This window comes from Cognatundibacterium squillarum, assembly GCF_014652435.1.
Taxonomy (GTDB): domain Bacteria; phylum Pseudomonadota; class Gammaproteobacteria; order Burkholderiales; family Burkholderiaceae_D; genus Undibacterium; species Undibacterium squillarum.
This window is the reverse complement of record NZ_BMYU01000006.1, coordinates 200,475-226,605: the sequence shown is the minus strand read 5'-3', so window position 1 is coordinate 226,605 and position 26,131 is coordinate 200,475. Positions and strand designations below refer to the sequence as shown.

The 26,131-nt window shown below is 54.2% G+C and carries 23 protein-coding genes; 12 read left to right on the top strand and 11 right to left on the bottom strand.

Annotation, left to right across the window (positions count from 1 at the left end):
- Positions 1–35: 35 nt before the first annotated feature.
- Complete coding sequence (gene gloA / locus IE092_RS13320; protein WP_189357681.1) at positions 36–434, top strand: lactoylglutathione lyase; 399 nt, start codon at positions 36–38, stop codon at positions 432–434.
- 651 nt (positions 435–1,085) lie between these two features.
- Here the strand turns inward: gloA and pgi are convergent.
- The 5 genes from pgi to IE092_RS13295 all read right to left on the bottom strand — a co-directional run bounded on the left by pgi (position 1,086) and on the right by IE092_RS13295 (position 8,401).
- Positions 1,086–2,732, bottom strand: a complete 1,647-nt coding sequence (gene pgi, locus IE092_RS13315; RefSeq protein ID WP_189357680.1) for a glucose-6-phosphate isomerase — start codon at positions 2,730–2,732, stop codon at positions 1,086–1,088.
- A gap of 5 nt (positions 2,733–2,737) precedes the next feature.
- The gene (gene rsmA / locus IE092_RS13310) at positions 2,738–3,526 is read right to left on the bottom strand and encodes a 16S rRNA (adenine(1518)-N(6)/adenine(1519)-N(6))-dimethyltransferase RsmA (RefSeq protein WP_189357679.1); all 789 of its coding nucleotides are present in this window, start codon (positions 3,524–3,526) and stop codon (positions 2,738–2,740) included.
- A 10-nt stretch (positions 3,527–3,536) separates the two neighbouring features.
- Positions 3,537–4,568: a 4-hydroxythreonine-4-phosphate dehydrogenase PdxA gene (pdxA, locus tag IE092_RS13305; RefSeq protein ID WP_189357678.1), complete on the bottom strand. Its 1,032-nt coding sequence runs from the start codon at positions 4,566–4,568 to the stop codon at positions 3,537–3,539.
- The gene (locus tag IE092_RS13300; RefSeq protein ID WP_229793166.1) at positions 4,568–5,920 is read right to left on the bottom strand and encodes a peptidylprolyl isomerase; all 1,353 of its coding nucleotides are present in this window, start codon (positions 5,918–5,920) and stop codon (positions 4,568–4,570) included. The genes pdxA and IE092_RS13300 overlap by 1 nt, the downstream gene beginning before the upstream one ends.
- Before the next feature lie 225 nt (positions 5,921–6,145).
- Entirely contained in the window at positions 6,146–8,401 is a 2,256-nt protein-coding gene (locus IE092_RS13295; RefSeq protein ID WP_189357676.1) for an LPS-assembly protein LptD, read from the bottom strand.
- 148 nt (positions 8,402–8,549) lie between these two features.
- Between IE092_RS13295 and IE092_RS13290 the strand changes: the two genes are divergently transcribed.
- The 4 genes from IE092_RS13290 (at position 8,550) to IE092_RS13275 (ending at position 11,806) form a co-directional block, all read left to right on the top strand.
- Positions 8,550–9,596 carry an aminoglycoside phosphotransferase family protein gene (locus IE092_RS13290; RefSeq protein ID WP_189357675.1) on the top strand — a complete coding sequence of 349 codons (1,047 nt, stop codon included), beginning with the start codon at positions 8,550–8,552 and terminating at the stop codon, positions 9,594–9,596.
- A 7-nt stretch (positions 9,597–9,603) separates the two neighbouring features.
- Entirely contained in the window at positions 9,604–10,317 is a 714-nt protein-coding gene (gene murU, locus IE092_RS13285; protein WP_189357674.1) for an N-acetylmuramate alpha-1-phosphate uridylyltransferase MurU, read from the top strand.
- A 74-nt stretch (positions 10,318–10,391) separates the two neighbouring features.
- A complete protein-coding gene (locus tag IE092_RS13280; protein ID WP_189357673.1) occupies positions 10,392–11,558 on the top strand; it encodes an FAD-dependent monooxygenase in 1,167 nt (388 codons plus the stop codon).
- A 35-nt stretch (positions 11,559–11,593) separates the two neighbouring features.
- Complete coding sequence (locus IE092_RS13275; protein ID WP_189357672.1) at positions 11,594–11,806, top strand: hypothetical protein; 213 nt, start codon at positions 11,594–11,596, stop codon at positions 11,804–11,806.
- Positions 11,807–12,356: 550 nt separating this feature from the next.
- On the opposite strand, the gene IE092_RS13270 is transcribed toward IE092_RS13275, so the two are convergent.
- On the bottom strand, positions 12,357–12,824 hold the full coding sequence (locus tag IE092_RS13270) for an Lrp/AsnC family transcriptional regulator (protein WP_189357671.1): 468 nt from the start codon (positions 12,822–12,824) through the stop codon (positions 12,357–12,359).
- A 323-nt stretch (positions 12,825–13,147) separates the two neighbouring features.
- On the opposite strand from IE092_RS13270, the gene IE092_RS13265 reads away from it, so the two are divergent.
- Positions 13,148–14,221 (top strand): ornithine cyclodeaminase, encoded by a 1,074-nt coding sequence (locus IE092_RS13265; RefSeq protein ID WP_189357670.1) that lies wholly within the window; start codon positions 13,148–13,150, stop codon positions 14,219–14,221.
- A 39-nt stretch (positions 14,222–14,260) separates the two neighbouring features.
- On the top strand, positions 14,261–15,172 hold the full coding sequence (rocF, locus tag IE092_RS13260) for an arginase (RefSeq protein ID WP_189357669.1): 912 nt from the start codon (positions 14,261–14,263) through the stop codon (positions 15,170–15,172).
- 437 nt (positions 15,173–15,609) lie between these two features.
- Here rocF and IE092_RS13255 read toward each other — a convergent pair whose 3' ends face one another.
- The 4 genes from IE092_RS13255 to IE092_RS13240 all read right to left on the bottom strand — a co-directional run bounded on the left by IE092_RS13255 (position 15,610) and on the right by IE092_RS13240 (position 18,996).
- Positions 15,610–17,043 carry an NAD(P)(+) transhydrogenase (Re/Si-specific) subunit beta gene (locus IE092_RS13255; RefSeq protein ID WP_189357668.1) on the bottom strand — a complete coding sequence of 478 codons (1,434 nt, stop codon included), beginning with the start codon at positions 17,041–17,043 and terminating at the stop codon, positions 15,610–15,612.
- Positions 17,043–17,354 (bottom strand): NAD(P) transhydrogenase subunit alpha part 2, encoded by a 312-nt coding sequence (locus IE092_RS13250; protein WP_189357717.1) that lies wholly within the window; start codon positions 17,352–17,354, stop codon positions 17,043–17,045. Before IE092_RS13250 ends, IE092_RS13255 begins: the two co-directional genes overlap by 1 nt.
- A gap of 120 nt (positions 17,355–17,474) precedes the next feature.
- Positions 17,475–17,834: an aspartate 1-decarboxylase gene (gene panD, locus IE092_RS13245; RefSeq protein ID WP_189357667.1), complete on the bottom strand. Its 360-nt coding sequence runs from the start codon at positions 17,832–17,834 to the stop codon at positions 17,475–17,477.
- Between the two features lie 46 nt (positions 17,835–17,880).
- The gene (locus tag IE092_RS13240) at positions 17,881–18,996 is read right to left on the bottom strand and encodes a Re/Si-specific NAD(P)(+) transhydrogenase subunit alpha (RefSeq protein WP_189357666.1); all 1,116 of its coding nucleotides are present in this window, start codon (positions 18,994–18,996) and stop codon (positions 17,881–17,883) included.
- A 479-nt stretch (positions 18,997–19,475) separates the two neighbouring features.
- Between IE092_RS13240 and IE092_RS13235 the strand changes: the two genes are divergently transcribed.
- The 5 genes from IE092_RS13235 (at position 19,476) to IE092_RS13215 (ending at position 24,318) form a co-directional block, all read left to right on the top strand.
- A complete protein-coding gene (locus IE092_RS13235) occupies positions 19,476–19,946 on the top strand; it encodes an NUDIX hydrolase (RefSeq protein ID WP_189357665.1) in 471 nt (156 codons plus the stop codon).
- A complete protein-coding gene (mnmA, locus tag IE092_RS13230; RefSeq protein ID WP_189357664.1) occupies positions 19,943–21,040 on the top strand; it encodes a tRNA 2-thiouridine(34) synthase MnmA in 1,098 nt (365 codons plus the stop codon). The genes IE092_RS13235 and mnmA overlap by 4 nt, the downstream gene beginning before the upstream one ends.
- A gap of 384 nt (positions 21,041–21,424) precedes the next feature.
- Positions 21,425–22,369 carry a MurR/RpiR family transcriptional regulator gene (locus IE092_RS13225; RefSeq protein WP_189357663.1) on the top strand — a complete coding sequence of 315 codons (945 nt, stop codon included), beginning with the start codon at positions 21,425–21,427 and terminating at the stop codon, positions 22,367–22,369.
- Positions 22,366–23,310: an isoaspartyl peptidase/L-asparaginase family protein gene (locus tag IE092_RS13220; RefSeq protein WP_189357662.1), complete on the top strand. Its 945-nt coding sequence runs from the start codon at positions 22,366–22,368 to the stop codon at positions 23,308–23,310. Before IE092_RS13225 ends, IE092_RS13220 begins: the two co-directional genes overlap by 4 nt.
- Before the next feature lie 186 nt (positions 23,311–23,496).
- Positions 23,497–24,318, top strand: a complete 822-nt coding sequence (locus IE092_RS13215; protein ID WP_189357661.1) for a prohibitin family protein — start codon at positions 23,497–23,499, stop codon at positions 24,316–24,318.
- On the opposite strand, the gene IE092_RS13210 is transcribed toward IE092_RS13215, so the two are convergent.
- Complete coding sequence (locus IE092_RS13210; RefSeq protein ID WP_189357660.1) at positions 24,307–26,061, bottom strand: hypothetical protein; 1,755 nt, start codon at positions 26,059–26,061, stop codon at positions 24,307–24,309. The two genes, IE092_RS13215 and IE092_RS13210, sit on opposite strands and share 12 nt — an antisense overlap.
- Positions 26,062–26,131: the final 70 nt, after the last annotated feature.

Here is a 26,131-nt window from a genome sequence, read left to right as displayed (position 1 = left end):
TTTGCAGTCCGGCGCATGATCTGACAGGAAAAAAGATGCGTATTCTTCATACCATGCTGCGCGTTGGCAACTTACAGCGCTCTATCGATTTTTATACCGGCGTACTGGGCATGAGCCTGCTGCGCACTTCGGATAACCCGGAATACAAATACACACTGGCATTCCTCGGCTACGGACGTAATCCGGAACATGCAGAACTGGAGCTGACCTATAACTACGGCGTGGAAAGCTATGATCTGGGCACCGCGTACGGCCATATCGCGATTGCCGTACCGGATGCCTACGCAGCCTGCGAGGCGGTGAAAGCCAAAGGCGGCAACGTGACCCGTGAAGCCGGTCCGGTCAAAGGCGGCACTACCGTCATCGCCTTCGTGCAGGACCCGGATGGTTACAAAATTGAACTGATTCAGCGCAGCAGCGAAGTCACGCTCTGATCCCCGCAACGACGCTGACAACACAAACGGGCTGCTTGATGCAGCCCGTTTTGCTTTCAACGAATAAAGTCGGATGACAACAGTAATGTGCAATATTCGTCATTTCGCTTTTCCGGACGACCAGACTTTCTGCCGACGACCGCCGGATCGCTATGCAGAACACCGCATTTGAGGCATTTTGAGGGGCGCAGCGGCATCCCGAATCAGTTCTGAGTTGCCGCCTGCAATTTCTGTCGCAGAAAATAAAAAAGCACCGTTTCCTGCAACAGAAACCGTGCTTTTTTGTTTTCTGAGTCTGAGCAGATCAGATCAGCGCATATCCGGCGTTGATGCTAATGTGAAGAATGGCTTTCAGCCGAAAGCCGGGAATTGTCTGCAGAATATGCCGGATAGGGCGACGCCTCTGTTTTCGTCACCTGACGCATCGCCTGCACAAGAAACCAGATACTCAATCCAAATAACAGCACTAATCCTGCCAGAAAACCCAACCAGACCATCACACTATTCCTGAAAGCAACAATGCTTTATAGCAATCCGGCACAGGAATCGTCAATCGCCTTGCGGCAAATCAAAGCAAATTTGGTCGAAGTGTCGTTATTTCACCGGATCTGCCGCAAAAACCAGCAGCAGACCAGTGTTTACTTTGTCAGTTCAGACGTGGCCGTGACGACGGAAATAATCAATCAGACCACGTGTGGACTGATCCAGCTGCGCATCTGCTTCCGACTGCCCCATGATCGCAGGCAGTAAGCGGCTGGCCAGCTGCTTACCCAGTTCCACGCCCCACTGATCAAAGGAGTTCAGCCCCCAGATCACGCCCTGCACAAACACTTTGTGCTCATACAGCGCAATCAGCATACCCAGCTGGAACGGATCCAGCGCAGGCAACAGAATTGTGGTCGATGGCTGATTACCGGCAAACACTTTGTGCGGCAACAAACGGGCAATCTGTTCTGCACTCATACCGGACTGCTGCAACTCTTCGCGGGCCTGTTGCTCGGTTTTGCCGAACGCCAGCGCTGCACTTTGCGCCAGACAATTCGACAGCAATGGTGCCTGATGTCCGGGCAAAGGATGATCACTGGAAGCCGCCACCAGGAAATCGCACGGAATCAGCCAGCCGCCCTGATGCAGTAACTGGAAGAACGCGTGCTGACCATTAACCCCGATTTCTCCCCAGACAATCGGATTCGCCGGGCAAGCCAGCGCTTCACCATCGCGGCCCACGGTTTTACCGTTCGATTCCATTTCCAGCTGTTGCAGAAAGGCCGGTAAATGCCGGATCGATTCGTTGTACGGCAGGATCGCGGTGGTTTCCGCACCGAGGAAATTGGTATTCCAGATCGAAATCAGTGCCATCAGCACCGGCAGATTCTGCTCCAGCGGCGAATCGCGGAAATGCTGGTCCATCGCCTGCGCACCCTGCAGCATGCGTTCAAACCCGTTCATGCCAATCGACAATGCCACCGACAAACCAACTGCCGACCACAGCGAATAACGGCCACCGACCCAGTCCCACATTTGCAGAACGTTTTCGGGTGGAATACCAAACTCAGCCGCTTTGGCGGTATTGGCAGATACCGCGATAAAGTGTTTCGCAATCGCCCACTCTTCCATCGCCGCCGCCATCAGCCAGGTACGCGCTGTCTGCGCATTGATACTGGTTTCCTGTGTCGTAAACGTTTTGGAAGCGACGATGAATAAAGTCGTGCGCGGGTCCAGCTTTTCCAGCAGTGGCGATAAATGCGCACTGTCCAGATTAGAAACGTAATAAAAATTAATATGCGGATGCGCGAATGCCGATAAAGCGCGGGTCGCCATTTTCGGGCCGAGATCAGAACCGCCAATCCCGATATTCACCACGTTCTGAATCGCATCACCTTTAAAGCCGCGCCACAAGCCGCTGCGCACGCGCTCCACGATGTCCCGCATCTGGCGGCGAACTGCGCGTACCTGCGGCATCACATCATGTTCATTACACGGAAACGGTGTCGCATCCATATGGCGCAAAGCCGTGTGTAATACCGCGCGGTCTTCGCTGACATTGATTTTTTCACCGGCAAACATACGGTCACGCCAGGCTTCCACATCGGCCGCGCGCGCCAGATCAATCAGACTGACCATACAACCGCGATCAACGCGTTGTTTCGAATAGTCAATCAGCAAGCCATCCAGTTCAGCTGAAAAATGGCTGAAACGCTGAGTGTCTTCAGCGAATAACTGGCGTAAATGGACATGCTGCAAACGGTCACGATGTTGCAGCAAAGCTTTCCATGCATTCGTTTTAGTGATATTCATTGTGCTCAGGATTTCGGTGTTTTTTGCGACCACAAATTGGCCAGTGCAACGTAGATTTCGAGGGAAATGGTTTCCGGTCTTGCCTGCGGCTCTGCGCCCGCCCGCAGTAATTCTTCTTCGGTGAACATGCCGCTCAGGCAGTTGCGAATCACTTTACGACGCTGCGTAAAGGCTTTGGTCACAACCTCTTCCAGTGCCGCACCGTCGCATGCCGGTACATCTTTACGCGGAATCATACGCACGATCGCAGAGTCTACTTTCGGCGGCGGATCAAAGGCTTCCGGTGGCACCACAAACAGCAATTCCATGTGATAACGCCATTGCAGCATCACGGATAAACGGCCATACACTTTCGAACCCGGCTCGGCCACCATGCGCTCGACCACTTCTTTCTGCAGCATAAAATGCTGATCCAGTACGTGCTCAGAAATCGTCGCAAGGTGAAACAGCAAAGGACTGGAAATGTTGTACGGCAGATTACCGACAACGCGCAGTTTTTTTCCTTCCGGCACCGGAATCGACAAAAAATCGAATTTCAGTGCATCGCCTTCATGGACTGTCAGACGCTCCGCCGGATACGATTTTTTCAGGCGCGCGACCAGATCGCGGTCCAGCTCCACCACATGCATATGCGGCATCGCCTGCAATAACAAATTCGTCATTGCCGCCAGACCCGGTCCGATTTCCACCATCACATCATCTTTGCCGGGACCAATGCCACGGATAATCTGATGCAGTACGCCATCGTCGGTCAGAAAGTTTTGGCCAAAGCGTTTTCTTGCAATATGTTTCATGAAAATTCCATTATTTTTTGATCATGGACGCGGCAACCCGCATCGCGACCTGCATGCTGCCGGCATCTGCCAGACCGGTACCCTGCGCAGCCACATCCAGTGCCGTACCGTGATCGACCGACGTCCGTATCACAGGCAAGCCCAGCGTGACATTCACACCCTGCCCCAGACTGGCATGTTTCAGCACGGTTAAACCCTGATCGTGATACATCGTCAGTACCGCATCGGCCTGTGCCAGATATTTATGCTGGAACAGAGTATCAGCCGGATACGGGCCGTGTACATCGATACCGGCCGCTTTCGCTTTTGCCAGCGCCGGAATGATCACATCCAGTTCTTCGCGTCCCAGATAACCGTTTTCACCGGCATGCGGGTTCAGTCCGCAGACCAGAATTTTCGGTGCAGAGATACCCCATTTGGTTCGCAAATCCGCATCGGTGATGCGCAATACTTCCATCAGCAATGTTTCGGTAATCGCGTCCGGTACAGCACGCAATGGCAGATGCGTGGTTGCCAGCGCAACCCGCAACGGATACGGCAAATGCGCATTGGCTTCACAAGCCAGCATCATTACGACGCGATCGGTATGCGTTTTTTCAGCCAGATATTCGGTGTGACCGGAAAACGGCACACCGGCATCATTGATCACAGACTTTTGTACCGGTGCAGTCACCATCGCATCGCACCAGCCATCACGTATTGCTTCCAGTGCGATATCCAGCGTCTGAACAACACTGCGCCCGTTACGTGGATCCGGAATACCGGGCCGCACATGCGCCTTCAACGGACAATCCAGTACCGTAATCCGGTCCGGCAAACCAGCCGGCAAACCGGTATGACGAACTGCCGCCATATTCGTCGCCTGCAGACGGATGTCGGGATCAAGTTCTGACGCAATCATCGCCAGAAAAGCGGCGTCACCAATAAGAACGGGCCGGACCTCATGGCGCAGCGACCAGGCTGCACGCAGAGAAATTTCCGGCCCGATACCTGCCGGCTCTCCTGTGGTGACAGCGAGAACCGGCAATCCGGATTCAGACATTATTTTTCTTCCGTACGGTATTCAACATAAGTTTTGTCACGCAGTTCGCGCAACCATTCCTGCAGCGCTTCATCGAATTTACGTTCACGCAAAGCCTGACGTGCCGCGGCGCGTTTGCGGTCTTTTGACTGCTCATCGGATTTACGCTCCAGCACCTGAATCAGATGATAGCCAAACTGGGTTTGTACCGGCTCACTGATTTCATTGACCTTGAGCTTGTTCATCGCTTGCTCAAATTCCGGCACCAGTGCATCACCCGGGAAAATCCAGCCCAGTTCACCGCCTTTGGCTGCCGAACTATCGACAGAATTGGCTTTCGCCGCATCTTCAAAGGAAATTTGTCCTGCTTCAATTTTCTTTTTCAGATCTGCCAGTTTCTGACGCACTTCCGCATCCGGCACGATCTGCGTTGGTTTGATCAGGATATGACGCACGCGTGATTGCTGTACCAGATCGCTGCCTGCTTTACCGTCATTGGTGCGCTTACCATTCAGTTTCAGAATATGGAAACCATTCGGGCTGCGGATAATTGCCGATGCCTGTCCAGGCTGCAATTTCGCGACGGCATCCAGAAACAGTGGCGGAATTTTGTCCTGTTCACGCCAGCCGATATCGCCGCCTTTCAGTGCTTCTGCGCTGTCAGAGTAAGTAACAGCCAGACGACCGAAATCTTCGCCAGCCTGCAGTTTGGCTGCGACTTCTTCGGCGCGTGCACGTTTCGCTGAAATCTGTTCAGCAGTTGCGTTTTCCGGCAAACGAACCAGAATATGCGCCAGATTCAGTTCCTGCTTCGCTGCTTTACCGGCGCTTTCCTGTGCGAGATAGTTGTCGACTTCGCTTTCAGAAATAAACAGTTTGCTTTCAACTTCACGGTCGCGAATCCGCTGCATCATGATTTCATCGCGGATTTCTTCACGGAATTTTGCGTACGGCGTACCTTCACGCTCAATCTGATTACGCATTTCCTGCAACGACATTTTGTTTTGCTCAGCCATTTTGACCAGCGTACGGTCCAGCGTCAGATCATCGACACGCATACCGTTTTCTTTGGCCAGCTGAATTTGCGCGCGGTCCAGAATCATACGTTCGACCAGCTGTTTCTCGAGTTCAGCACGATTCGGCGCCTGTGTTCCCTGTGCCTTCAGACGTTTTTCCAGCGCACTGATCTGTTCGTTCAGTTCCTGACGTGTGATCACTTCATCATTGACGACCACAACAATACTGTTCACCAGCTTTGGTTTGCTGGCCGGTGCGGATACCGAGGTTGCCTGCTTCAGTTGAGCGATGGCGGGAGATTGCGCGAACAAACCGGCTGATACAGCGATCAGGGTAAACAAAGTGCGTTGTTTCATGAAGAAAAATTGTCGCATAAATAATAGTTGATTGAAGCAACCCGGGCAAAACGCCCTCTTAAAGCACAAAGCCTGCAATATACACGCTGGCAGGAAATTCATAAACCGGAAACCGCGCCGGCACAGCACCCGGTTCCCTCAGTACTGCAACACGGGTCATCCCTGTACGGACATGAATCCGGTTTTGCATTCGACTGTTTGCGTCAGCAGAATAGTATCCGTTAATTAACGCTCAGAGACTGACTGGTAACCGGCAATATTCCGTTTCAGCGCTTCCAGCGGGTTTCCACCGACGCCAAGACGTGCCAGACCGGTCAATTCCAGCTGCAGTGAAAAGCCAGTATTGCTGGTTGTAGTGCTGGTGGCAAAACGCTGCGCGACAAAACGCAGCGACCAGCAGTCTGCTTTATATTCAAGGCCAGCTATCCCGTCGACGACACGCTTATCCATCAGCGAGTAATTAACCCGGCCCACACCGTACAAACGATCTGCCAGCGGCCACTGACCGGAAATATCGACTTGCTCCAGCGAGTCACGCTGGAAGCGGTAACCGAGATTCAGCACCTTCTTCGCTTCCGGCTGCCATTGCACCGAATAGCTGGTCTGAATCGCACGGCGGTTACTCTGACTCAACTGAAATGCCAGATCGCCGCTCAGCGTGGATGACCAGCGACCGGTTGCGGCCAGCAACAAATCTGAGCGGCTCGGGCTAGGTGCATTGTCCAGCGTCACGCGCTGATGATTGAAGTAAAAACGTTGCCCGACTGCCAGTTTCAGACGCTCAGAACCATCGTTTTCCAGATAGCGAGACACCAGCGCAGTCGTCACCTGATTCGCGTCACCGATACGATCCTGACCGACAAAGCGGTTTTCCGTGAAAATCTGTGCGAAGTTAAAGTCGGCAGGCGCGCTGTCAAAATTCGGCAAACGACTCTGATCACGATACGGAATATTCACGTAGTACAAACGCGGTTCCAGCGTTTGCGTGAAATCACGGCCGAACAAACGGGTATCGCGCTCAAAAACCAGCCCGCTGTCGAGGGAAAATATCGGTACCACGCGATGTGCATCCGCATCCTGTTTGGCGGAAGGATTCACCAGATGGTAATTGGTGGCATGCACACTGACCTGAGGTTTAATGAAATAACCTGAACGCACAAACGGCAGCGACAGATTCGCCGCTACCACAGCACGGTCACCTCGCACCAGATCCGGATGCCAGAAACGGGTCAGCATCGTATCGACGCTCATATCAAACCCGCCGACATCCAGTTGCTCTGCATGCAGTTGCAGTTGCGGCAAGCGGTCATACGGACGTGTAATCGGTGCATTCACATCCTGCAGCACCTGATAGCCACTGGCCTGAAACGAAGCATTCCAGAATGAACCGCCGTAGCTCAGTTGCAGATCACGCGGCAATAAGCGGACGGAGGTCTTGGTAATCGAATTCGAAAAATCGGTCGGATAATTATCATCAGAAGCCATGTTCAGGTTCCACGATAATTTCAGATCCGGCATCAGGTACTGCTCATGCAGCGATGTCAGCGCATAGCGGTTAGTGCTGGTCTGACGATCGCCGACGATACCCTCCAGCGTGGATTCACCACGGTACTGCTCGCCCAGATAGCGCGCTTCCGCACCCAGTTGCAAACCGCGACGGCTGATAATTTTCGGATACAGTGTCACGTCGCGGTTAGGCGCGATATTCCAGTAATACGGCAAGCCAAATTCAACACCGCCCTTCGATGTCGCGCCGGTTACCGGTGGCAGAAACCCGGAGTGACGTGCGCTGGACAGCGGAAAGGTAATCGAAGGCGCCACCAGAATCGGCGTATCTTTGAAGTACAACACAGAACGGCTGGCTGTCCCCGTATCCAGCCCGGTATCCAGCTGCAGTGTCTCGGTTTTCAGATACCAGTCGGGACTCACGCCCTGACAGGTACTGTAAGTTCCCTGATGCACCACCGAACGTTCTTCATCCAGAAAATCGATGCGTTTCGCCTGCCCCTGCGCATGATTCCGTATCAGGCGATACACAGGATTTTCGACAAAACCGGTACGGCGCTCCAGTTGTACGCGCACACGGTCGCCGTCATAGCAATCGCCATTGCGCGTCAGACTGACCTGCCCTTCTGCTTCCGCTTCATCTTCGAGAAAGCGGTAGGTTGCCTTGTCGGCTTTCAGGCGCAGATCACCGCGCGTCATTTCGACTTCTTTTTCGAAATGCACGAAACGGTCTGTGCGCCCCCAGACTTTTAAGGCGGTCACTTCCAGTGGCGGTTCCGGCTTGACAGGATTCGCAGCTGAACTGCGGCGCTGCGCAATATCCTCGGCAAAAGTCGCTGGTGCGGGAGTTGCCTGCTTAGCCTGCTCCTGACTCTGAGCATGGGCCAGCGCAGCCGGTAACAGGACCGACGCGATAATCGCCGGAACAGTAGGAAACCAGAGCGGCGAGTGCGATAATAGAGGTTTGCTGCGCATGTAAATTGACGATCCTGACATTTCTGCAAGCAATCCGGTCTTGTTGCCTGATTGCTGACTGACGGAAAATGAGCCGCTTATTATAGGTGAAATGTCAGCGAAACCATCTGAACTTGCATCATAAACAGTTTTCTTTGCAATATTACTCATGACTTCCCCAACTTCCCCTCAGGCGACTGCGCCGGATGCGGCTGCACGCCGCAATGAATTGCAATTATGGCTGAGCAGCCTGCAAGGTTACGATCTGTTACCGGATACCCTGCAAAGTGCCTCTTCGGATGCCAGTTTCCGCCGCTTTTACCGCGTGCAGACCAGCACGGGCGGCAGCCTGATCGCTGTGGATGCACCACCGGCAACGGAAAATTCTGCCGGCTACGTCAAAGTTGCCGCCTTATTCAAAAGCATGAACCTGACAGTGCCGGACGTGCTGGCCAGCGATCTGGAACAGGGTTTTCTGCTGGTCACCGATCTCGGTCAGTACACCTACGCACAAATTCTGAATCCGGATACCGCACATAAACTGTATCTGGATGCGCTGTCCTCACTGGTACTGATGCAGACCCAAAGCCAGCCGGATGTGCTGCCGGAATATGACCGCGCCTTCCTGTCACGCGAACTGGGAATTTTTACCGAGTGGTACATCGGCCGCCATCTGGGCAAAACGCTGGATGAAAGACAGCAAGCCACGATGAACAAAGTATTCGACCAGATTCTGGCCAGCGCCCTCGCGCAGCCACAAGTGTTCGTACACCGTGACTACCATTCGCGCAATCTGATGTGGATGGACAAAGGCAATCCCGGCATCGTCGATTTCCAGGATGCGGTCTATGGCCCGATCACCTATGACGCAGTTTCGCTGCTGCGTGACGCCTACATTCAGTGGGACGAAGAACTGGTGCTGGACTGGGCGATTCGTTACTGGGAAATGGCGCGCAAAGCCGGTCTGCCATTGTCGAACGATGTGGATGCGTTCTACCGCGATTTCGAATGGATGGGCTTGCAGCGCCATCTGAAAATTCTGGGCATTTTCACCCGCCTCGCCCACCGCGATGGCAAAACCCAGTATCTGGATGATATTCCTACCGTGATGGATTACATCCGCCGTACTACCAATCGCTATAAAGAGCTGGTACCACTGTGGCGTCTGATCGAAGAACTGGAAGGCAGTGCCACCCAGGTCGGTTACACCTTCTGAGGCCGCGATGAAAGCCATGTTACTTGCCGCCGGACGCGGCGAACGCATGCGTCCGCTGACCGACAGCACGCCCAAGCCTTTGCTGAAAGTGCGCGGTCGCCCGCTGATCGTCTGGCATATTCTGAATCTGGTCAAAGCCGGTATTACCGACATCGTCATCAACCACGCTTACCTCGGTCAGCAGATTGAAGATGCACTCGGCGACGGCAGTCAGTTCGGTGCCAGCATCAGCTACTCACGCGAAGCGGAAGCACTGGAAACCGCGGGTGGTATCGCCACCGCGCTGCCTTTGCTCGGTGACGAACCGTTTGTGGTGGTGTCTGCCGATATTTATATTCCGCATTTCGATTTCCGCGAGTGTCTGAATACGCTGGAAGATGAAGATCCGTGGGGCAATCCGCTGCCGGAAGAAGAACGCGATCTGGCCTGGCTGTACATGGTCAAAAATCCGGACTTCCATCCGCAGGGCGACTTTGCGCTGAGCCTGATGGGCCTCAGCAATGAAGGCGAACCACGTTACACCTTTGCGAATATCGGCGTGTACCGTCCGGAAATGTTCCGTCAGATTCCTGCCGGCAGCTACGCGAAACTCGGCCCGCTGCTGCGTGAACTGATTGATCAGGGGCGCATCGGCGGCGAGCTGTATCGCGGCGACTGGCATAATGTCGGCACACCGGAACAGCTGGCGCAACTGAATCAGCCATTCCGTCCGGCAGTCTGAAACTTGTCTGCGGGCAAAGCAGAAACCGGCAGCGCGTGGCATGATGCGCGCACCGAAGATGATGGAATTTCAGCATGACAGCGATACTGAATGATGCAGACATTGCAATTGCAGGTGCCGGACCGGCTGGTCAGGCACTCGCTTCCTTACTGATACGCGGCGGCTTTCCGGCAGCGCGGATTGCGGTATTCGATGCGAAAACCGCTGAACAATCGCAGCAGGACGTGCGTACGATTGCGCTGTCTGCCGGCAGTCGTCAGATTCTGGAACAAGCGGGTGGCTGGCCGGTGCGAGCGACTGCAATCCATGAAATTCATGTATCGCGGCGCGGGCATTTCGGCCGTACCCTGATCCGGCATGAGGATTACCAGTTACCGGCGCTTGGTTACGTCGCCCGTTACGGCGACATCATCCGTCCGCTGGAGCAGGCTTTGCAGCCAAGCGATGTACAGTTTTTGCGTCCGGTAAAAATCACCGGCTTGCAGGAACAGCATGATCATGTGCAGATTCAGACCGTCAGCGCCGATGGCCGTACACATCAGTACGCCGCCGGTATGGTGATACAGGCAGAAGGCGGTACGTTCACCGATCAGGAAGCGCGTGGTCAGCGCCGCGATTACGGCCAGACTGCCGTGATTGCCCATGTCTGTTTCAGTGGCAGCATTGCCCACCGTGCGTTTGAACGGTTTACCGATCAGGGCCCGCTGGCACTCTTGCCGGAAGACGATGGTTACGCGCTGGTCTGGTGTGTGCGCCCTGAACTGGCGGAACAATTAATGCAACTGGATGACGCCGCATTCTGCGCCGCCCTGCAGCAAGCGTTCGGACAACGTCTGGGCAGCATCAGCAGTATCAGTACGCGCAATGCGTTTCCGCTGGGACTGAATGCTCAGCACAGCGCCAGCGCCCGTATTGTCAGCATCGGCAATGCCGCGCAAACCCTGCATCCGGTGGCCGGACAAGGTTTGAATCTGGGCTTGCGTGATGTGAGCGTACTGGCGCGCGCTATTCTGCAAAACGGTACGCAAACCGAAGCCGCAATTCAGGATTTCATGCGCCTGCGCGGCACTGACCGCCAGCTGACCATCGGCCTGACCGATACGCTGGCCAGAATTTTTGCCAGTTCGCCGGATGGCAGCCTGCGGCAATCGCTGCTGGGTGCCGGTCTGGCCTTACTGGATGTGTTGCCTCCCGCCAGACATGCGCTGGCAGGGCATATGATGTACGGCTGGCGCAACTGAGCGCCTTGCCGGAATTTTTTATAAAGGAAAATACGATGAAATTACGTCAACGTCGCCGCCTGATGAACTATGGCCGTCTGTACAACCACCAGCTGGCAACAGTCCTGGAAGCGGCTTACGCAGAATTCAAAGCTGAATTCCTGAAAGAAGGCGGCAATCTGGATTCCGCAGGTCCTGCATTCCAGAAACTGGGCCAGAGCTACCGCGCATTCCGCAAGTTCGTATTCCGCTTCGTGGTGGTTCGCTAATCACGACCATCCGCCGGCATACCCGCCAAGTCGCCGGCGAGCAGAATAAAGCACCGCAGACTGTCATGGTCTGCGGTGCTTTTCTTTTATGTCTGCTTAGAACTCATTTCATAAATATCCGCGAGATGCGTTTGTCTCATAGCGCGGGCTGGCAAGGCGGACAAGGCAGTGAATAGCGGTGCTATTCACAACGCGTCCAACGCTGTCCAGCGTGCGCTATGAGACAAACCCTCCGGGAACGGAGGTGCCGGGCGCATTGCTTTGTTGCGTCGCTTGCACAGGCACCAGCCTGTGCTGCGCAACGACGCCGCGCACTGCATCCCGGCACCTCGCGTTCGCACTCGTGGCTATTTATGAAATGAGTTCTCGTCACCTGCTTTGATGCCTGCGCTGATCCGTCCTGCAGCCGGCTGACAGCGCAAAACAGGCCAAAAATGCCTCAAATGCGGTGTTCTGCACAGCAGCTGCGCTGTCGTCGGCAGAAAATCCGGGCCTCCGTGATTGCCTGATGACGATCGCTGCACAATCGCCGGCTGATCATCACAAGGATTCAGCGGTATTCCTCGGTTATCGGCAAGCCGCTCGGTGGTTTGATTTCTTCCATACAAATCATGGAACGCAGCGACGCCACGCCCGGCACCTGCATCAGCGTATCGGTCAGAAACTGCGACAGGCTTTTCAGGTCTGCTGCGACGACTTTCAGGATGTAGTCAAAGTCGCCGGAAATCGTGTGGCATTCGATCACGTTTTCAAACGCTTTCAGCTTGCCCTCCACTTCCCGCACATTGCGGAACTGTTCACGGTCCAGCGACAGATTCACAAACGCCATCACGCCCAGCCCCACCGATTCCGGATTAATCTGCGCCACATAGGAACGGATCACCCCTTTTTCTTCCAGCGCCCGCACCCTGCGCAGAGTTTGCGGCGGCGATAAATGGATGCGCTCGGACAAGTGCAGATTACTGGTGCGGCCATCTTCCTGCAGGATGCGCAAAATACTCTGATCGTAGTGATCCACAAAACCTCCGGATTTTTGCTGCAAAACAGCATAATTTTGTCATCAGAATGAAATATGAAATTTTCAGACGAAATTTCATAAACCATGAAACCTTATTTCCTTATCTTGCCGAATAACATGGTATTTAGCAATCTAATTATTCTGTCCCGTGGCTACAATATTCTCCGGAACACGACAATCTCACTGCACTCCGCGCGAATGCAGGAGGCTTTTGCGAAATTGAAGATTTCATAAATCTCGCAACGGCTTCGGGACATGCCCGCACGACCGGGCTAAGTTCATTGGCTGTGTTCTCACTATCTATAACGATCAGGAGAACAATCATGGTTAGCTATATCGGCACCAGAGAATTACAAAAGCATTTACAACAAGCCAAACCGGAAACCGCGATTTCCCGTATGGCAGAAATGATCCGCGAAGATTACCTGCGCTGGTCACAATTCGACAAAACTCCGCGCGTTGCCAGCCATTCTGACGTTGGCGTGATTGAACTGATGCCGATTTCTGACGGCACCCATTACAGCTTCAAATACGTGAACGGCCATCCGAAAAACACCCACGCCGGTCTGCTGACCGTCACCGCGTTCGGTGTACTGGCCGATGTGGATACCGGTTATCCGCGTCTGTTGTCGGAACTGACCCTGACCACCGCACTGCGTACTGCCGCCACTTCGGCGCTGGCAGCACGCTATATGGCACGTCCGGATTCGCGCAGCATGGCGCTGATCGGCAATGGCGCACAGAGTGAATTTCAGGCGATTGCCTTCCACACGATGCTCGGTATCAACGAAATCCGTTTGTTTGACGTCGATCCGGCAGCCACTGAAAAACTGATCCGTAACCTGAGCAGCCGCTACCCGTCGCTGCGCCTGATCCGTGCTGCGTCCACCGCAGAAGCCGTGCGCGGTGCAGATATCGTGACCACGGTCACCGCAGACAAAACCAATGCCACCATCCTGACACCGGACATGATAGAACCCGGTATGCACATTAACGGCGTTGGCGGTGACTGTCCGGGCAAGACAGAATTGCATGCAGATATACTGCAGCAAGCCTTTGTCGTCGTAGAATACGAACCGCAGTCAAGAATTGAAGGTGAAGTGCAGCAAATGCCGGCAGATTTCCCGGTGACCGAATTCTGGCGCATCGTCAACGGCAGCGTCGCTGCCCGTCAGAGCGCCGCGCAGGTCACGGTATTTGATTCCGTCGGTTTTGCGCTGGAAGATTTTTCCGCGATGCGTTATCTGGAAAAATTTGTACTGCACCGCGACACCCCGATGCTGGACCTGATTCCCGAAATGATGGATCCAAAAGATCTGTTCGGCATGGGAATGGCTGATCTGAACATCAGCAACGAAAAAACAGGTATTGCACCCGCAGTACCGATACACGCCTGACACAGGCATTTGACTGAGCCTATTTATCAACAGAGAAGAATGAAAACCATTTCCCTTATCGGGGCGCCAACCGATGTCGGCGCCAGCGTCAAAGGCGCAAGTATGGGACCGGATGCACTGCGTGTTGCCGGTCTGGCCGAAGCACTGCAGGGTCTGAACCTGCAAGTCATCGACCGCGGCAATCTGCACGGCCCTGCCAATCCATGGCAGGAACCGGTCAATGGCCTGCGCCATCTGAAAGAAGCGATCGACTGGAATCAGGCTGTGTATGATGCCGTCGAAGCTGCGTTCAAAGACGGCCATTTCCCGATGATGCTGGGTGGTGATCACTGTCTGGCGATTGGCTCAATCAGCGCGGTGGCGGCACACTGCCGCCGTCAGGGTAAAAAACTGCGCGTGCTGTGGTTTGATGCGCATGCCGACAGCAATCTGGCCACCATCAGCCCGACCGGCAATATCCACGGTATGCCGGTGGCCTGCCTGATGGGTCACGGTCCGAAAGAACTGATTGATTACGCGGGTTTCACACCGGCGATCCAGCCATCCGACATCCGCCAGATCGGTATCCGCAGCGTCGATGAAGGTGAAAAGAAATTCATTCACGAACTGAATATTCAGGTCTACGACATGCGCTACATCGATGAATACGGTATGCGCAATGTGATGAGTTCTGCACTGGCAGGTCTGGATGCAAATACGCATCTGCATGTCAGCTTTGATATCGACTGCCTCGATCCTAGCATCGCACCGGGTGTGGGCACTGCCGTGATGGGTGGCCCGACTTACCGCGAAGCGCAACTGTGTATGGAAATGATCGCGGACACCGGCCTGCTCGGCTCGCTGGATGTGGTGGAACTGAATCCGGCACTGGATGTGCGCAACCAGTCTGCAACACTGGCGGTCGATCTGATCGAAAGCCTGTTCGGTAAATCGACACTGGTACGCAACTGATTCTGCCCTGCTTTTTGCTGTAAAACACAAACGCCGCGTTCTGCGGCGTTTTGTTTTAGGGGGTCGATGATTGCATTTTCGTTGAATACATTCTGGTTTGATGAATTCCGGTTGAGTGAATTTTCGTTTGATGTCACATCGTTTTACAGCGCTCTGATCTTTCTGCTCCCCGGATCCGTTCGCCCCGAATAACTGTATCTTGTGCAGAAATCGTCATCAGGCATTTTCAGAGCACCCCGCTCAGCCACTGTTTTCGAGGACGTCCGCAAAAATGGCCGTTTTTCTGTGCCGAACTCCGCATTTCAGGCCATTTTGCGCCATTTTTCCTGATTCCCGCCACGCTCTGGTCAGCCCGTAAAAAAACCGCCACAGAGGGCGGTTTTCTTTGCGCTGCGATACTGGCTGAAACCGCTTGCGCAGCTTCAGCATCAGCCGGATTACTCCACTGCTTTCACCATGTCTTCGATGACTTTTTTCGCGTCACCGAACACCATCATGGTTTTATCCATGTAGAACAATTCATTGTCCAGACCGGCGTAACCGGAGGCCATAGAACGTTTGTTCACGATCACGGTTTTCGCTTTGTATGCTTCCAGAATCGGCATGCCGGCAATCGGCGATTTCGGATCTTTCGCAGCAGGATTCACCACGTCATTCGCGCCCAGCACCAGCACCACGTCCGCCTGACCGAATTCAGAGTTGATATCTTCCATTTCAAACACCTGATCGTAAGGCACTTCGGCTTCTGCCAGCAGCACGTTCATATGACCCGGCATACGGCCCGCCACCGGATGAATCGCGTAACGCACATTGACACCAGCGTGTGTCAGCTTCTCGGTCAGTTCTTTCAGTGCATGCTGCGCACGCGCCACCGCCAGACCGTAACCCGGCACGATAATGACGGATTCTGCATTCGTCATCAGGAAGGCGGCGTCGTCCGGAGAGCCGGATTTCACATTGCGCTGCGCCTGCGCTGCTGCGCCGCCCGAGGCTGCCTCGCCACCGAAGCCGCCGAGAATCACGTTGAAGAACGAGCGGTTCATCGCTTTACACATGATGTACGACAGAATCGCACCGGACGAACCAACCAGCGAACCGGCGATAATCAGCATCGAGTTATTAAGCGAAAAGCCGATCCCCGCTGCAGCCCAGCCGGAATAACTGTTCAGCATCGACACCACCACCGGCATATCCGCACCGCCGATAGGGATGATGATCAGCACACCCAGCACGAAGGCAATCGCCGTCATCGCCGCGAACGGTGTCCAGCTTTGCGTGACGCAGAACGCAACACCGAGACCGATCATCAGCAGCGCCAGCACCAGATTCAGCATGTGCTGACCGGCAAAATTCACCGGTGCGCCCTGAAACAGACGGAACTTGTATTTACCGGACAATTTACCGAAGGCGATCACCGAACCGGAGAAGGTAATCGCACCGACAAAGGTACCGATAAACAATTCCACACGGTTACCGACCGGAATCGCTTCCGCACGACCGGTGATATTGAATACCCATGGCTCTGCCACCACTGCCACCGCGATACAGACTGCCGCCAGACCAATCAACGAGTGCATCGCTGCTACCAGTTCCGGCATCTTGGTCATTTCCACGCGCTTGGCGAGAATGGCGCCGATACCGCCACCGACCACCACGCCCAGCGTGACCAGTCCGTAGCCGATACCGCCGCCGGTTGCTTCGGATTTCAGTTTGATAATCAGCGCCACGGTCGTGAATGCGGCAATTGCCATACCGGCCATGCCGAACGCATTTCCTTTACGGGCTGTGGAAGGATGAGACAAGCCTTTCAAGGCCTGGATAAAACAGACCGATGCAATCAGATACAGCATCGTGACCAGATTCATACTCATTATTTGCCCTCCGCTGCAGTGTTCTTCTCTTTCTTACGGAACATTTCCAGCATCCTCTGTGTGACCAGAAAACCGCCGAATACATTCACTGCAGCAAGCGCAACCGCGACCGTGCCCATGACCTGCGCGAGTACGCCTTCGGTCAGACCGGCAGCCAGCATGGCGCCAACGATGATAATGGCCGATACCGCATTAGTGACCGCCATCAGGGGAGTATGTAAAGCAGGTGTGACGTTCCACACCACGTGGTAGCCGACATAAACGGCCAGCACAAAAATGATCAGGTTGGTAAGGGTATGACTGACTTCCATGATGTCCTCTCTGGATAATTTATTCTGAGCTGACATGCAAAAGAAGCACTCCCGTTCAAACTGCGGGGCGCAGGTTCCGGCCGGAACTGCCGACCGGACCATGCTGCAACGGGCTTGCCGTTACTCCTTCAGACTGGTGATCTGATTTTTACCGTTCACAAACACGACTTTCGGTTTGTAGTTACGCGCTTCTTCTTCTGTCATCGGCGCGTAAGTGCAGATAATCATCAGGTCGCCCAGTTGCACCCTGCGAGCTGCAGCGCCATTCAGGGAAATTTCACCACTGCCGCGCTTACCTTTAATTGCGTAGGTGGAAAAACGTTCGCCGTTATTGACGTTGTACAGCTCAATCTGCTCGTTCTCAATGATGTTCGCAGCATCAAGCAGATCTTCATCGATTCCACAGGAGCCTTCGTAGTGGAGGTCGCACTGGGTCACAGTTGCGCGATGAATTTTGGCGCGGAGCATATTTCTTTGCATGATCTTTCAACTTTCAGGTACAAGTTACGGAATCTGACCTTATCCGCTACTTTCTGAGTACCTCCCCGCCGGCACACACCAGCGTCGCTGCGACGATCTCATCTTCGCGGTTAATCGCGAGTGCACCATCTTTGGTGATGATCAGTTTCAGGAAATCCAGCACATTGCGGGCATACAGCGCCGAAGCGTCCGCTGCCACCAGGCAAGCCAGATTTGGTTCTCCGATAATGTGTACACCGTGGCGGGTGACGGTTTTGCCCAGTTCAGATAAAGGACAATTGCCGCCTTGTTCCACCGCCATATCCACAATTACGGAGCCCGGTTTCATCGCTTTCACGGTCTCTTCGGAAATGAGCACCGGTGCTTTGCGGCCAGGTATCAGAGCAGTAGTAATAATGATGTCAGCCAGTTTGGCCCGCTCATGGACAAGAGCCGCCTGACGTTGCATCCAGGCTGCGGGCATAGGACGTGCATAGCCGCCGACACCCTGAGCGATTTCGCGTTCTTCATCGGTCTCGTAGGGGACATCAATGAATTTCGCACCGAGAGATTCTACTTGTTCTTTGACCGGAGGTCTAACGTCAGACGCTTCGATCACCGCGCCCAGACGCTTGGCGGTCGCGATGGCCTGTAAGCCTGCGACGCCGACCCCCATGATCAGCACACGGGCGGCTTTCACCGTACCGGCTGCCGTCATCAGCATAGGCATGAAGCGCTGGTAAGTGTTTGCAGCCAGCATTACCGCTTTGTAACCGGCAATATTGGCTTGCGAGGACAATACGTCCATCGACTGTGCACGGGTAATGCGGGGTGCCGCTTCCAGTGCAAAAGCGCTGAATCCTGCCGCCGCCATGGCCGCATTATTATCAGCATCATAAGGATTGAGCATTCCTACTAAAACGCTGTCCTTACGCATCAGCGTCCGCTCATTCGCATCCGGCGCACGGACTTTGAGTACCAGATCGGCACTCAGTGCACCGGCGGCATCGGTCAGCACCGCACCGGCTGCCTGATAAGCATCGTCCGTAATACTGGATGCAATCCCTGCACCGCTCTGCACCACGACCTCATGTCCTGCGGCCACATACTTCTTGATCGTTTCGGGGGTGGCCGCCACCCTGGTTTCCCCCGGCCTGATCTCGGCTGGAATGCCGATTCTCATAGCACTGCTCCCTGTTGATTAATGAAATCTTTCGAAAACTGCTGTTAAAACCGGTCATGACACTGCTGCCCCGGCATCCCGCCGGTCCGCATCACCCCGCTTGCGGCAGTGCACACAGGTGCACCATCAATGCTTACCACAAGCTTACATGTCATATTCGACAACGATATTACATGCAAGCATTAGCGCGAACAACGCTGATTTTTTTCAGAAAATGTAGCAATTTCGCCTCATTTCTGAACTGCAGAAATGCACCAAAACCGCACAGAGAATTTTATTTATCTTTTATATTCAATTACTTACATCAGCAACAAAGTTCACACACTGCCATCAGAACGACGGTTCTTTCAGTCAGCGCACTACGTACTATCCGTAAAGACAGAATTCGCATTAGCTAATGCTGTTTATGCTGCGCCACAGCACTGAACGCGCAGAAAAGAGCGCATGCAAGTACAATACCGGCCTGAACAGGAAATGCTATGTCTACCATCTGGAAACCCTCCGTCACTGTTGCGGCGATCATCGAACGTCAGAACCGCTTTCTGATGGTTGAAGAAGATACGCCGGACGGTGTACGTATTAATCAGCCAGCCGGTCATCTGGAAGCGAAGGAATCGCTGGAACAGGCCGTGATTCGCGAAACGCTGGAAGAAACAGCCTATGAATTTCAGCCGACAGCGCTGGTCGGCACGTATTTATCGACATTTGTATCGCCATCCAGTGGCGAAACCGTGACGTATCTGCGCTTTGCATTTACCGGCGATGCCGGTGACCTGACAGACCGCCCGCTCGATCATGGCATCCGCGCCGCGCGCTGGATGAGCTATGCTGAGATCCTGAACTGTGAACATCAGCACCGCAGTCCGCTGGTGCTGCAATGTATTGATGATTACCTGCGTGGCAAACGTGCACCTTTGTCACTGCTCTTCACCCATCCAAGTGCTTTATGAGTAAAAAACGTGTTGTGATCGGTATGTCCGGCGGCGTAGATTCGTCGGTTTCCGCCTGGTTACTAAAAGAACAGGGCTACGAAGTCATCGGCCTGTTTATGAAAAACTGGGAAGATGACGATGATTCCGAATACTGCTCCACCCGCGAAGACTGGATTGATGCGGTCAGCGTGGCAGACGTGGTAGGCGTCGATATCGAAGCGGTCAATTTTGCCGCTGAATACAAAGACCGCGTATTCGCCGAATTTCTGCGCGAATACGAAGCAGGCCGCACACCGAATCCGGATGTGCTGTGTAACGCCGAAATCAAATTCAAAGCCTTCCTCGACCACGCCATGACGCTGGGTGCCGATTACATCGCCACCGGCCACTATGCGCGGGTGCGTGAAGTCGATGGTCAGTTTCAATTGCTGAAAGCACTGGATGCGAGCAAGGATCAGAGTTACTTCCTGCACAGGCTGAACCAGAAACAACTGGCCAACACGCTGTTTCCGCTCGGTGAAATCCCGAAAACCGAAGTCCGCAAAATTGCAGAACGCCTGCAGTTACCGAATGCGCGCAAAAAAGATTCCACCGGCATCTGCTTCATCGGCGAGCGCCCTTTCCGCGACTTCCTGAACCGCTATCTGTCATTCCAGCCGGGTGAAATCCGTACACCGGAAGAGCAAGTCATCGGCAAGCACGTCGGTCTCAGCTTTTACACGCTGGGTCAGCGCAAAGGGATCGGCATCGGCGGCATCAAAACCCATCAGAAAGCCGATGGCTCCAGTGATGCCTGGTATGTCGCACGCAAAGATGTGAAAAACAACCGCCTGTACGTGGTACAGGGACATGATCATCCATGGCTGCTTTCCGGCGAGCTCGAAGCAAGCCAGACCAGCTGGGTCGCCGGCTCAGTACCGGAAGCCGGTAACTATTCCGCCAAAACCCGCTATCGCCAGCCGGATGTCGCCTGCCATCTCAGTGGCGATGCTCAAAGCTTCCGCTTGCAATTTCCGGATGCGCAATGGGCAGTGACTCCCGGTCAGTCTGCCGTGCTGTATGACGGCGATATCTGCCTCGGCGGTGGCATCATTCACAGCGCCAGTCGCTGAACACTGTTTCCTTATTACGACGGCAGCCCTCTGGCTGCCGTTTGTTTTTCCGGCAACCGGAATGACGTACAAACATGTTGCCGACGGAAGGGCAGCCAGCCGTGGCCGGTCACGCATTCAGCCTGCAGCAGCATAAAACTCTTTAATTCAAGAATATCGTTTGGCTATTTTTCGCATTAAAGAATTAAATTCTGCTCTAACGATGCGACCATTCGCCCTGCTGTCTGCTGCAGCATGTCAGGTCAGCGTTGGTATCGAACGACAGTACAGTGGTCTGTCTCGTGTCCGCAACTGACTGACAGGGGATGCAATGTTTTATTTCTTTACATTTCAAATACCCGAAACTATATTTACAAACCGATTTCCCGACTTCTCCCGCAGACCATGAATCGTCCTGACACACAAGCCCTTGGCGGCACCGTCAATGCCCGCATCGGCAAGGTATATATGAACTTGTCGAAAGCCCATAAAAAAGCAGCGGATTATGTGTTGTCAAATGTATTCCGCTCCGCCACGATGTCCATCGATGAACTGGCAAATGCCGTCGGCATTTCGGTCGCCACCGCCAACCGCTTTGCGCGGGCACTCGGCTTTGAAGGCTACCCGCAGTTCCGCGCCGAACTGGTCAGCGGTTTTGAAGCAATGCTGGTACCGATTGATAATCTGCGCAATGAAGTGCAGCGCCCTGCCACACCGGCAGAAATTATTGCAGGCACACTCAACGAAGATATTGCGAATCTGGAAGCAACACGCCGCGGACTGGATCCGGCACTGTGCGAACAAGCGGCGCGCATGATTCTGAATGCAGAACGGATTTATATCATCGGCTATGGTGCCAGTGGTTTTCTTGCCGGCCTGATGGCCCACAATCTGGACCCGTATTGCAAAACGGTACAGTCTGCTATGGGCACCGCCGGTCCGTCGACCGTGGCCCGACAGATGTTCAAATATACAGAAAAAGATCTGGTGATCGGGATTTCCTTCCCGCGTTATGCGGCAGACGTTGTGACCATTCTGACGCAGCTGAAAGAAAAACGGGTGCCGATACTGGCGCTGACCGATGCGCCCAGTTCACCGCTGGCAGCACTGGCAGATATCACGCTGTTTGCACAAACCCGCCGCCAGTTCTCCCCGAATTCCGAGGGCGCAGCGCTGTGCCTGATCGAAGCAATCTGCAGTGCAGTCGCACATCAGTCTGCGGCACCGGTTCATGCCGCATCGGAAATGACCAAATTCATTCTGCCGTGGCTGTATCAGGACCCGTCGCATCAGGCAGGTCGTCGCGCTGAAGAAGAAGCTGCGTTTCCGGAACATCCGTACAGAGCATGATCACGCCTGTCTGCGTCATTCATGGCGGCGCAGGCACGATTCTGCGTACACAAATCAGCGCTGCACAGGAAGCCGCCTGCCGCTCAGCGCTGGACGCAATTCTGCGCTCTGCGCAGCAATGTCTGTCAGCGGGTGGCAGTGCACTGGATACCGTAGAGCTGGCGGTCAGTCTGCTTGAAGACTGCGAATTGTTTAATGCCGGCAAAGGTTCCGTTTACACCGCCGCAGGCACCCATGAAATGGATGCTGCTATTATGGATGGCCGCCAGTTAGCTGCAGGAGCAGTCGCCGGCGTCAGCCGTTTGCGTAATCCGGTTCGCGCCGCACGTCTGGTAATGGAAAAAAGTCCACATGTTTTACTCGCCGGTGGCGGTGCAGAAGCATTTGCCTGTCAGCATGGTGCGGAGACAGCAGAAGCCTCTTATTTTCATACCGATTTCCGTTATCAGCAGTGGCTGCAGGCTAGACAGCAAAACACCGTGACGCTGGACCATCAGGCACGCCCTATCGATGAAAACCGCAAAATGGGAACCGTCGGCGCGGTCGCACTGGATCAGTACGGCAATCTCGCTGCCGCAACATCCACCGGTGGCATGACCAACAAACTGGCAGGCCGCATCGGGGACACACCGATTCCGGGCGCAGGATGCTATGCAGATAACCGCACAGCAGCGCTGTCAGCAACCGGCACCGGCGAAGCTTTTATCCGCAGTGTGGCACTGCATGATATCAGCGCCCGTATGCGTTATCTGAACGAAACCCTGACAGCTGCAGCCAGTCAGGTGGTGATGCACAGCCTGCCGGCAGTCCAGGGCAGCGGCGGCATAATCGGTATCAGTGCCACCGGCGAAGTCTGCCTTTGTTTCAACAGCGAAGGAATGTATCGCGGCGTGGTACGTGGTGACAGCACTCCGGAAGTAGCGATCTACCGTGACAATTGAGCGTCTGAACCCGCATCGCCACTACTGCTCACCGGTTCCCGCAACTGCGTTGCGGCTTCACAAAAAAACTGCAAAGCATTCTGTCGCTTTTTAACAGCGTGGTAAATCTGTATGCCGATTACCGCAGCCACGCACATCATCAAGCCATATACTCCGCTTGTCTTCCTGATATCAACGGAGTAATTCATGCAAAATCTGATCAAACGCGGCGCACTGGGACTGGGTGTGATTGCGGGCATTCTCATTATCAATCCGTTTGCAACTGTACCCGCCGGTTACCGCGGTGTGATCACCACCTTCGGTAAACCATCTGAAACCGTGTATGGTGAAGGCCTGCATTTCATCTGGCCGGTGGCACAGCGCATGCATAAAGTACAGGTAGCAATACAAAAAGGAGAAGGCGAAGGCGATGCGGCATCACGTGATCTGCAAACAGTGCATACCCGTATCGCAATCAACTATCACATCCGTCCGGATGCTGCAGTATCGGTGTTCCGTGATCTTGGAAATGAACCGGGCGAACGGATTATCATCCCCAGTGTGCAGGAAGCTGTGAAAGCGGTGACTGCGCGCTTTACCGCAGAAGAATTGATTACCCACCGTGCACAGGTACGCAATGAAATCGTCGAAGCGCTGCGCGAACGTATGGCAAGGCACGGTTTAATCGTCGATGAGTTTTCAATTGTAAATTTCAACTTCAGTAAAACTTTCAATGAAGCGATCGAAGCCAAAACCACGGCGGATCAGCTAAAAATGAAAGCAGAACGCGACCTGCAGCGGATTGAAGTGGAAGCGAAACAAAAAGTGTCACGTGCGCGTGCTGAAGCGGAAGCACTCGCCTTGCAGCGCCAGCAAGTCACGCCGGAACTGCTGCGTTTGCGTGAAGTGGAAAACCAGACCCGTGCGATTGAGAAATGGGATGGCCGCCTGCCAACAACGACCGGCGGCGCTATCCCGTTTCTGAACGTAGGAAACATTCGTCCGGACTCCGCGCCCTCACAGCGCTGAAATTTTCAGCACCTTTTCCTGACTGACCGCTTGCGCCGGTGCCTGCCACTGGCGCAATGCGGTAACGGCGAACGTTTTACCGGCCTGCACAATATGTCCGAGTTCTGCGTCCGCCTGCTGCTGATGCAAACCAATGCGCAACCGGGTACCGGGTTGTAAGCGGTAGCCGGAAGGCAGAATCAGCTGACGCGTAGTCTGATGTATTCCCATCAGCGCTGCAAAGCTGTTACTCCGCGCTGAAGGGCTGTGCTGATCGGTTTGCGCCTCCACTGTCACCGGTTTTATTTCTGAAGATAATAATTGAAACTGTATGGTTGCCTGACCATTAGCCCGTCTCTCAATCCGGCGGATACACGCCAGTGCCGGGCGCTGCCAGTCTTGCTTATCCAGCATCACCGCGGCCAGATCGCCGATTTGCATTGCCGTGGTGTAGGTCGTTTCCAGCGTCGACAGCAGCAGTGTTTCAGCTGTCTGCTGCAGCAAAAACCACTGGCTCTCATGGTGCGCAGACTGATCATCGGAAAAGACTGCCGAATGCTGTGCCAGCCTGTCAGCCAGCCGCTCGCCGATGGCCCGGATCGCTCCACCGCTTTCGATGTGTCGCAGCAAAGGATAAATCTGCTCCATGCCGATAAAAATCCGCAACTCCTTTAACTGACGCTGACGCAGCGGCGGCTCCGCCGGATGTTCATCGTACTGGGTAAAGCACTGATATTGCAATTCGGCTGCTGCCAGCCGGTCGCTGCTGCCGAGCAGGCTTAAATGTGCGGACAATCGCGATGTATCTGCTTGCACCGGATGACGGACAACCTCCGCCAGATCAGAAACAATCCTCTGCTGAAGCTGATCCCAGATCAGATACAAACCATCCTGCTCCTGCGATGCCACGCGGCGCACCGCCTGATGATCCCCGCAGACAATCCGGTTGGTCAGACGTGCAGCCGCTGCCTCTTCACGTGTTCCCAGTACCGGACGCCAGACACGCTGGTACAGCGAGGCGCGCAACAGCTTTTGCCACAGAACCGGCCAGTGCAGCATGTTCAGGCGCTCTACGGTATGAATCGCGGTGTACAGATCACGACTGCACAGGAAAAAGTGTGACTGGCGTCCGCTGAAATGCGGCACCTGCAATAATGGCTTCTGTACGGTATCGAAGCGCTGCGCCTGATGCAAAATACAGGCGAGCGTATGCAATCCTTCCCAGGTCTGACCTTCCAGACGCTGATAACGCAGAGCGCGGGCAGACTGCTCCATATAAGCCAGTTCCATCATGCGGAAACTGACCAGATCCAGATTTTTCAGTTGGCGTGCGTAGCGAAACCGCGATAAACCCTGATAGTGCTGCACCATCGCACGGTAGGACAAACCCAGTGCTGTACACAATTCACTGACGGTATCCAGCCATTGCACCCGTTGCTCTGAATCAGGCAATCCGCCTTCGCTGGAAAAACGCAGAATCACGTTTCCTGCGGGTTGTATCATCAGTCGCGCGATATCTTCTGTAAACGCCAGCCGGGCAGCAGGACGCAGCCGCACACGATTCAGCAAGCGCACCTGTTTCAGCAGAATACTCAGCAGCGTTTCATCGTCAGCATCGCCGCGCCGCCGCTTCTCGATCTGCCACGCTTCATTCAGGACAGGCTTACGTGCAGCGCGTACCAGCGGCAGTGTGCATGGCATGCTGTGTATGCGTTCGGGCAAATCCAGCCCCAGAAATTGTCTTACCCAGCGGACAGGTTTCATTATCTGAAGAAAGAAATTGATTAAATTAGTTACAATTGTAACGAAAAAATAATTATCTTCCTACAAATAT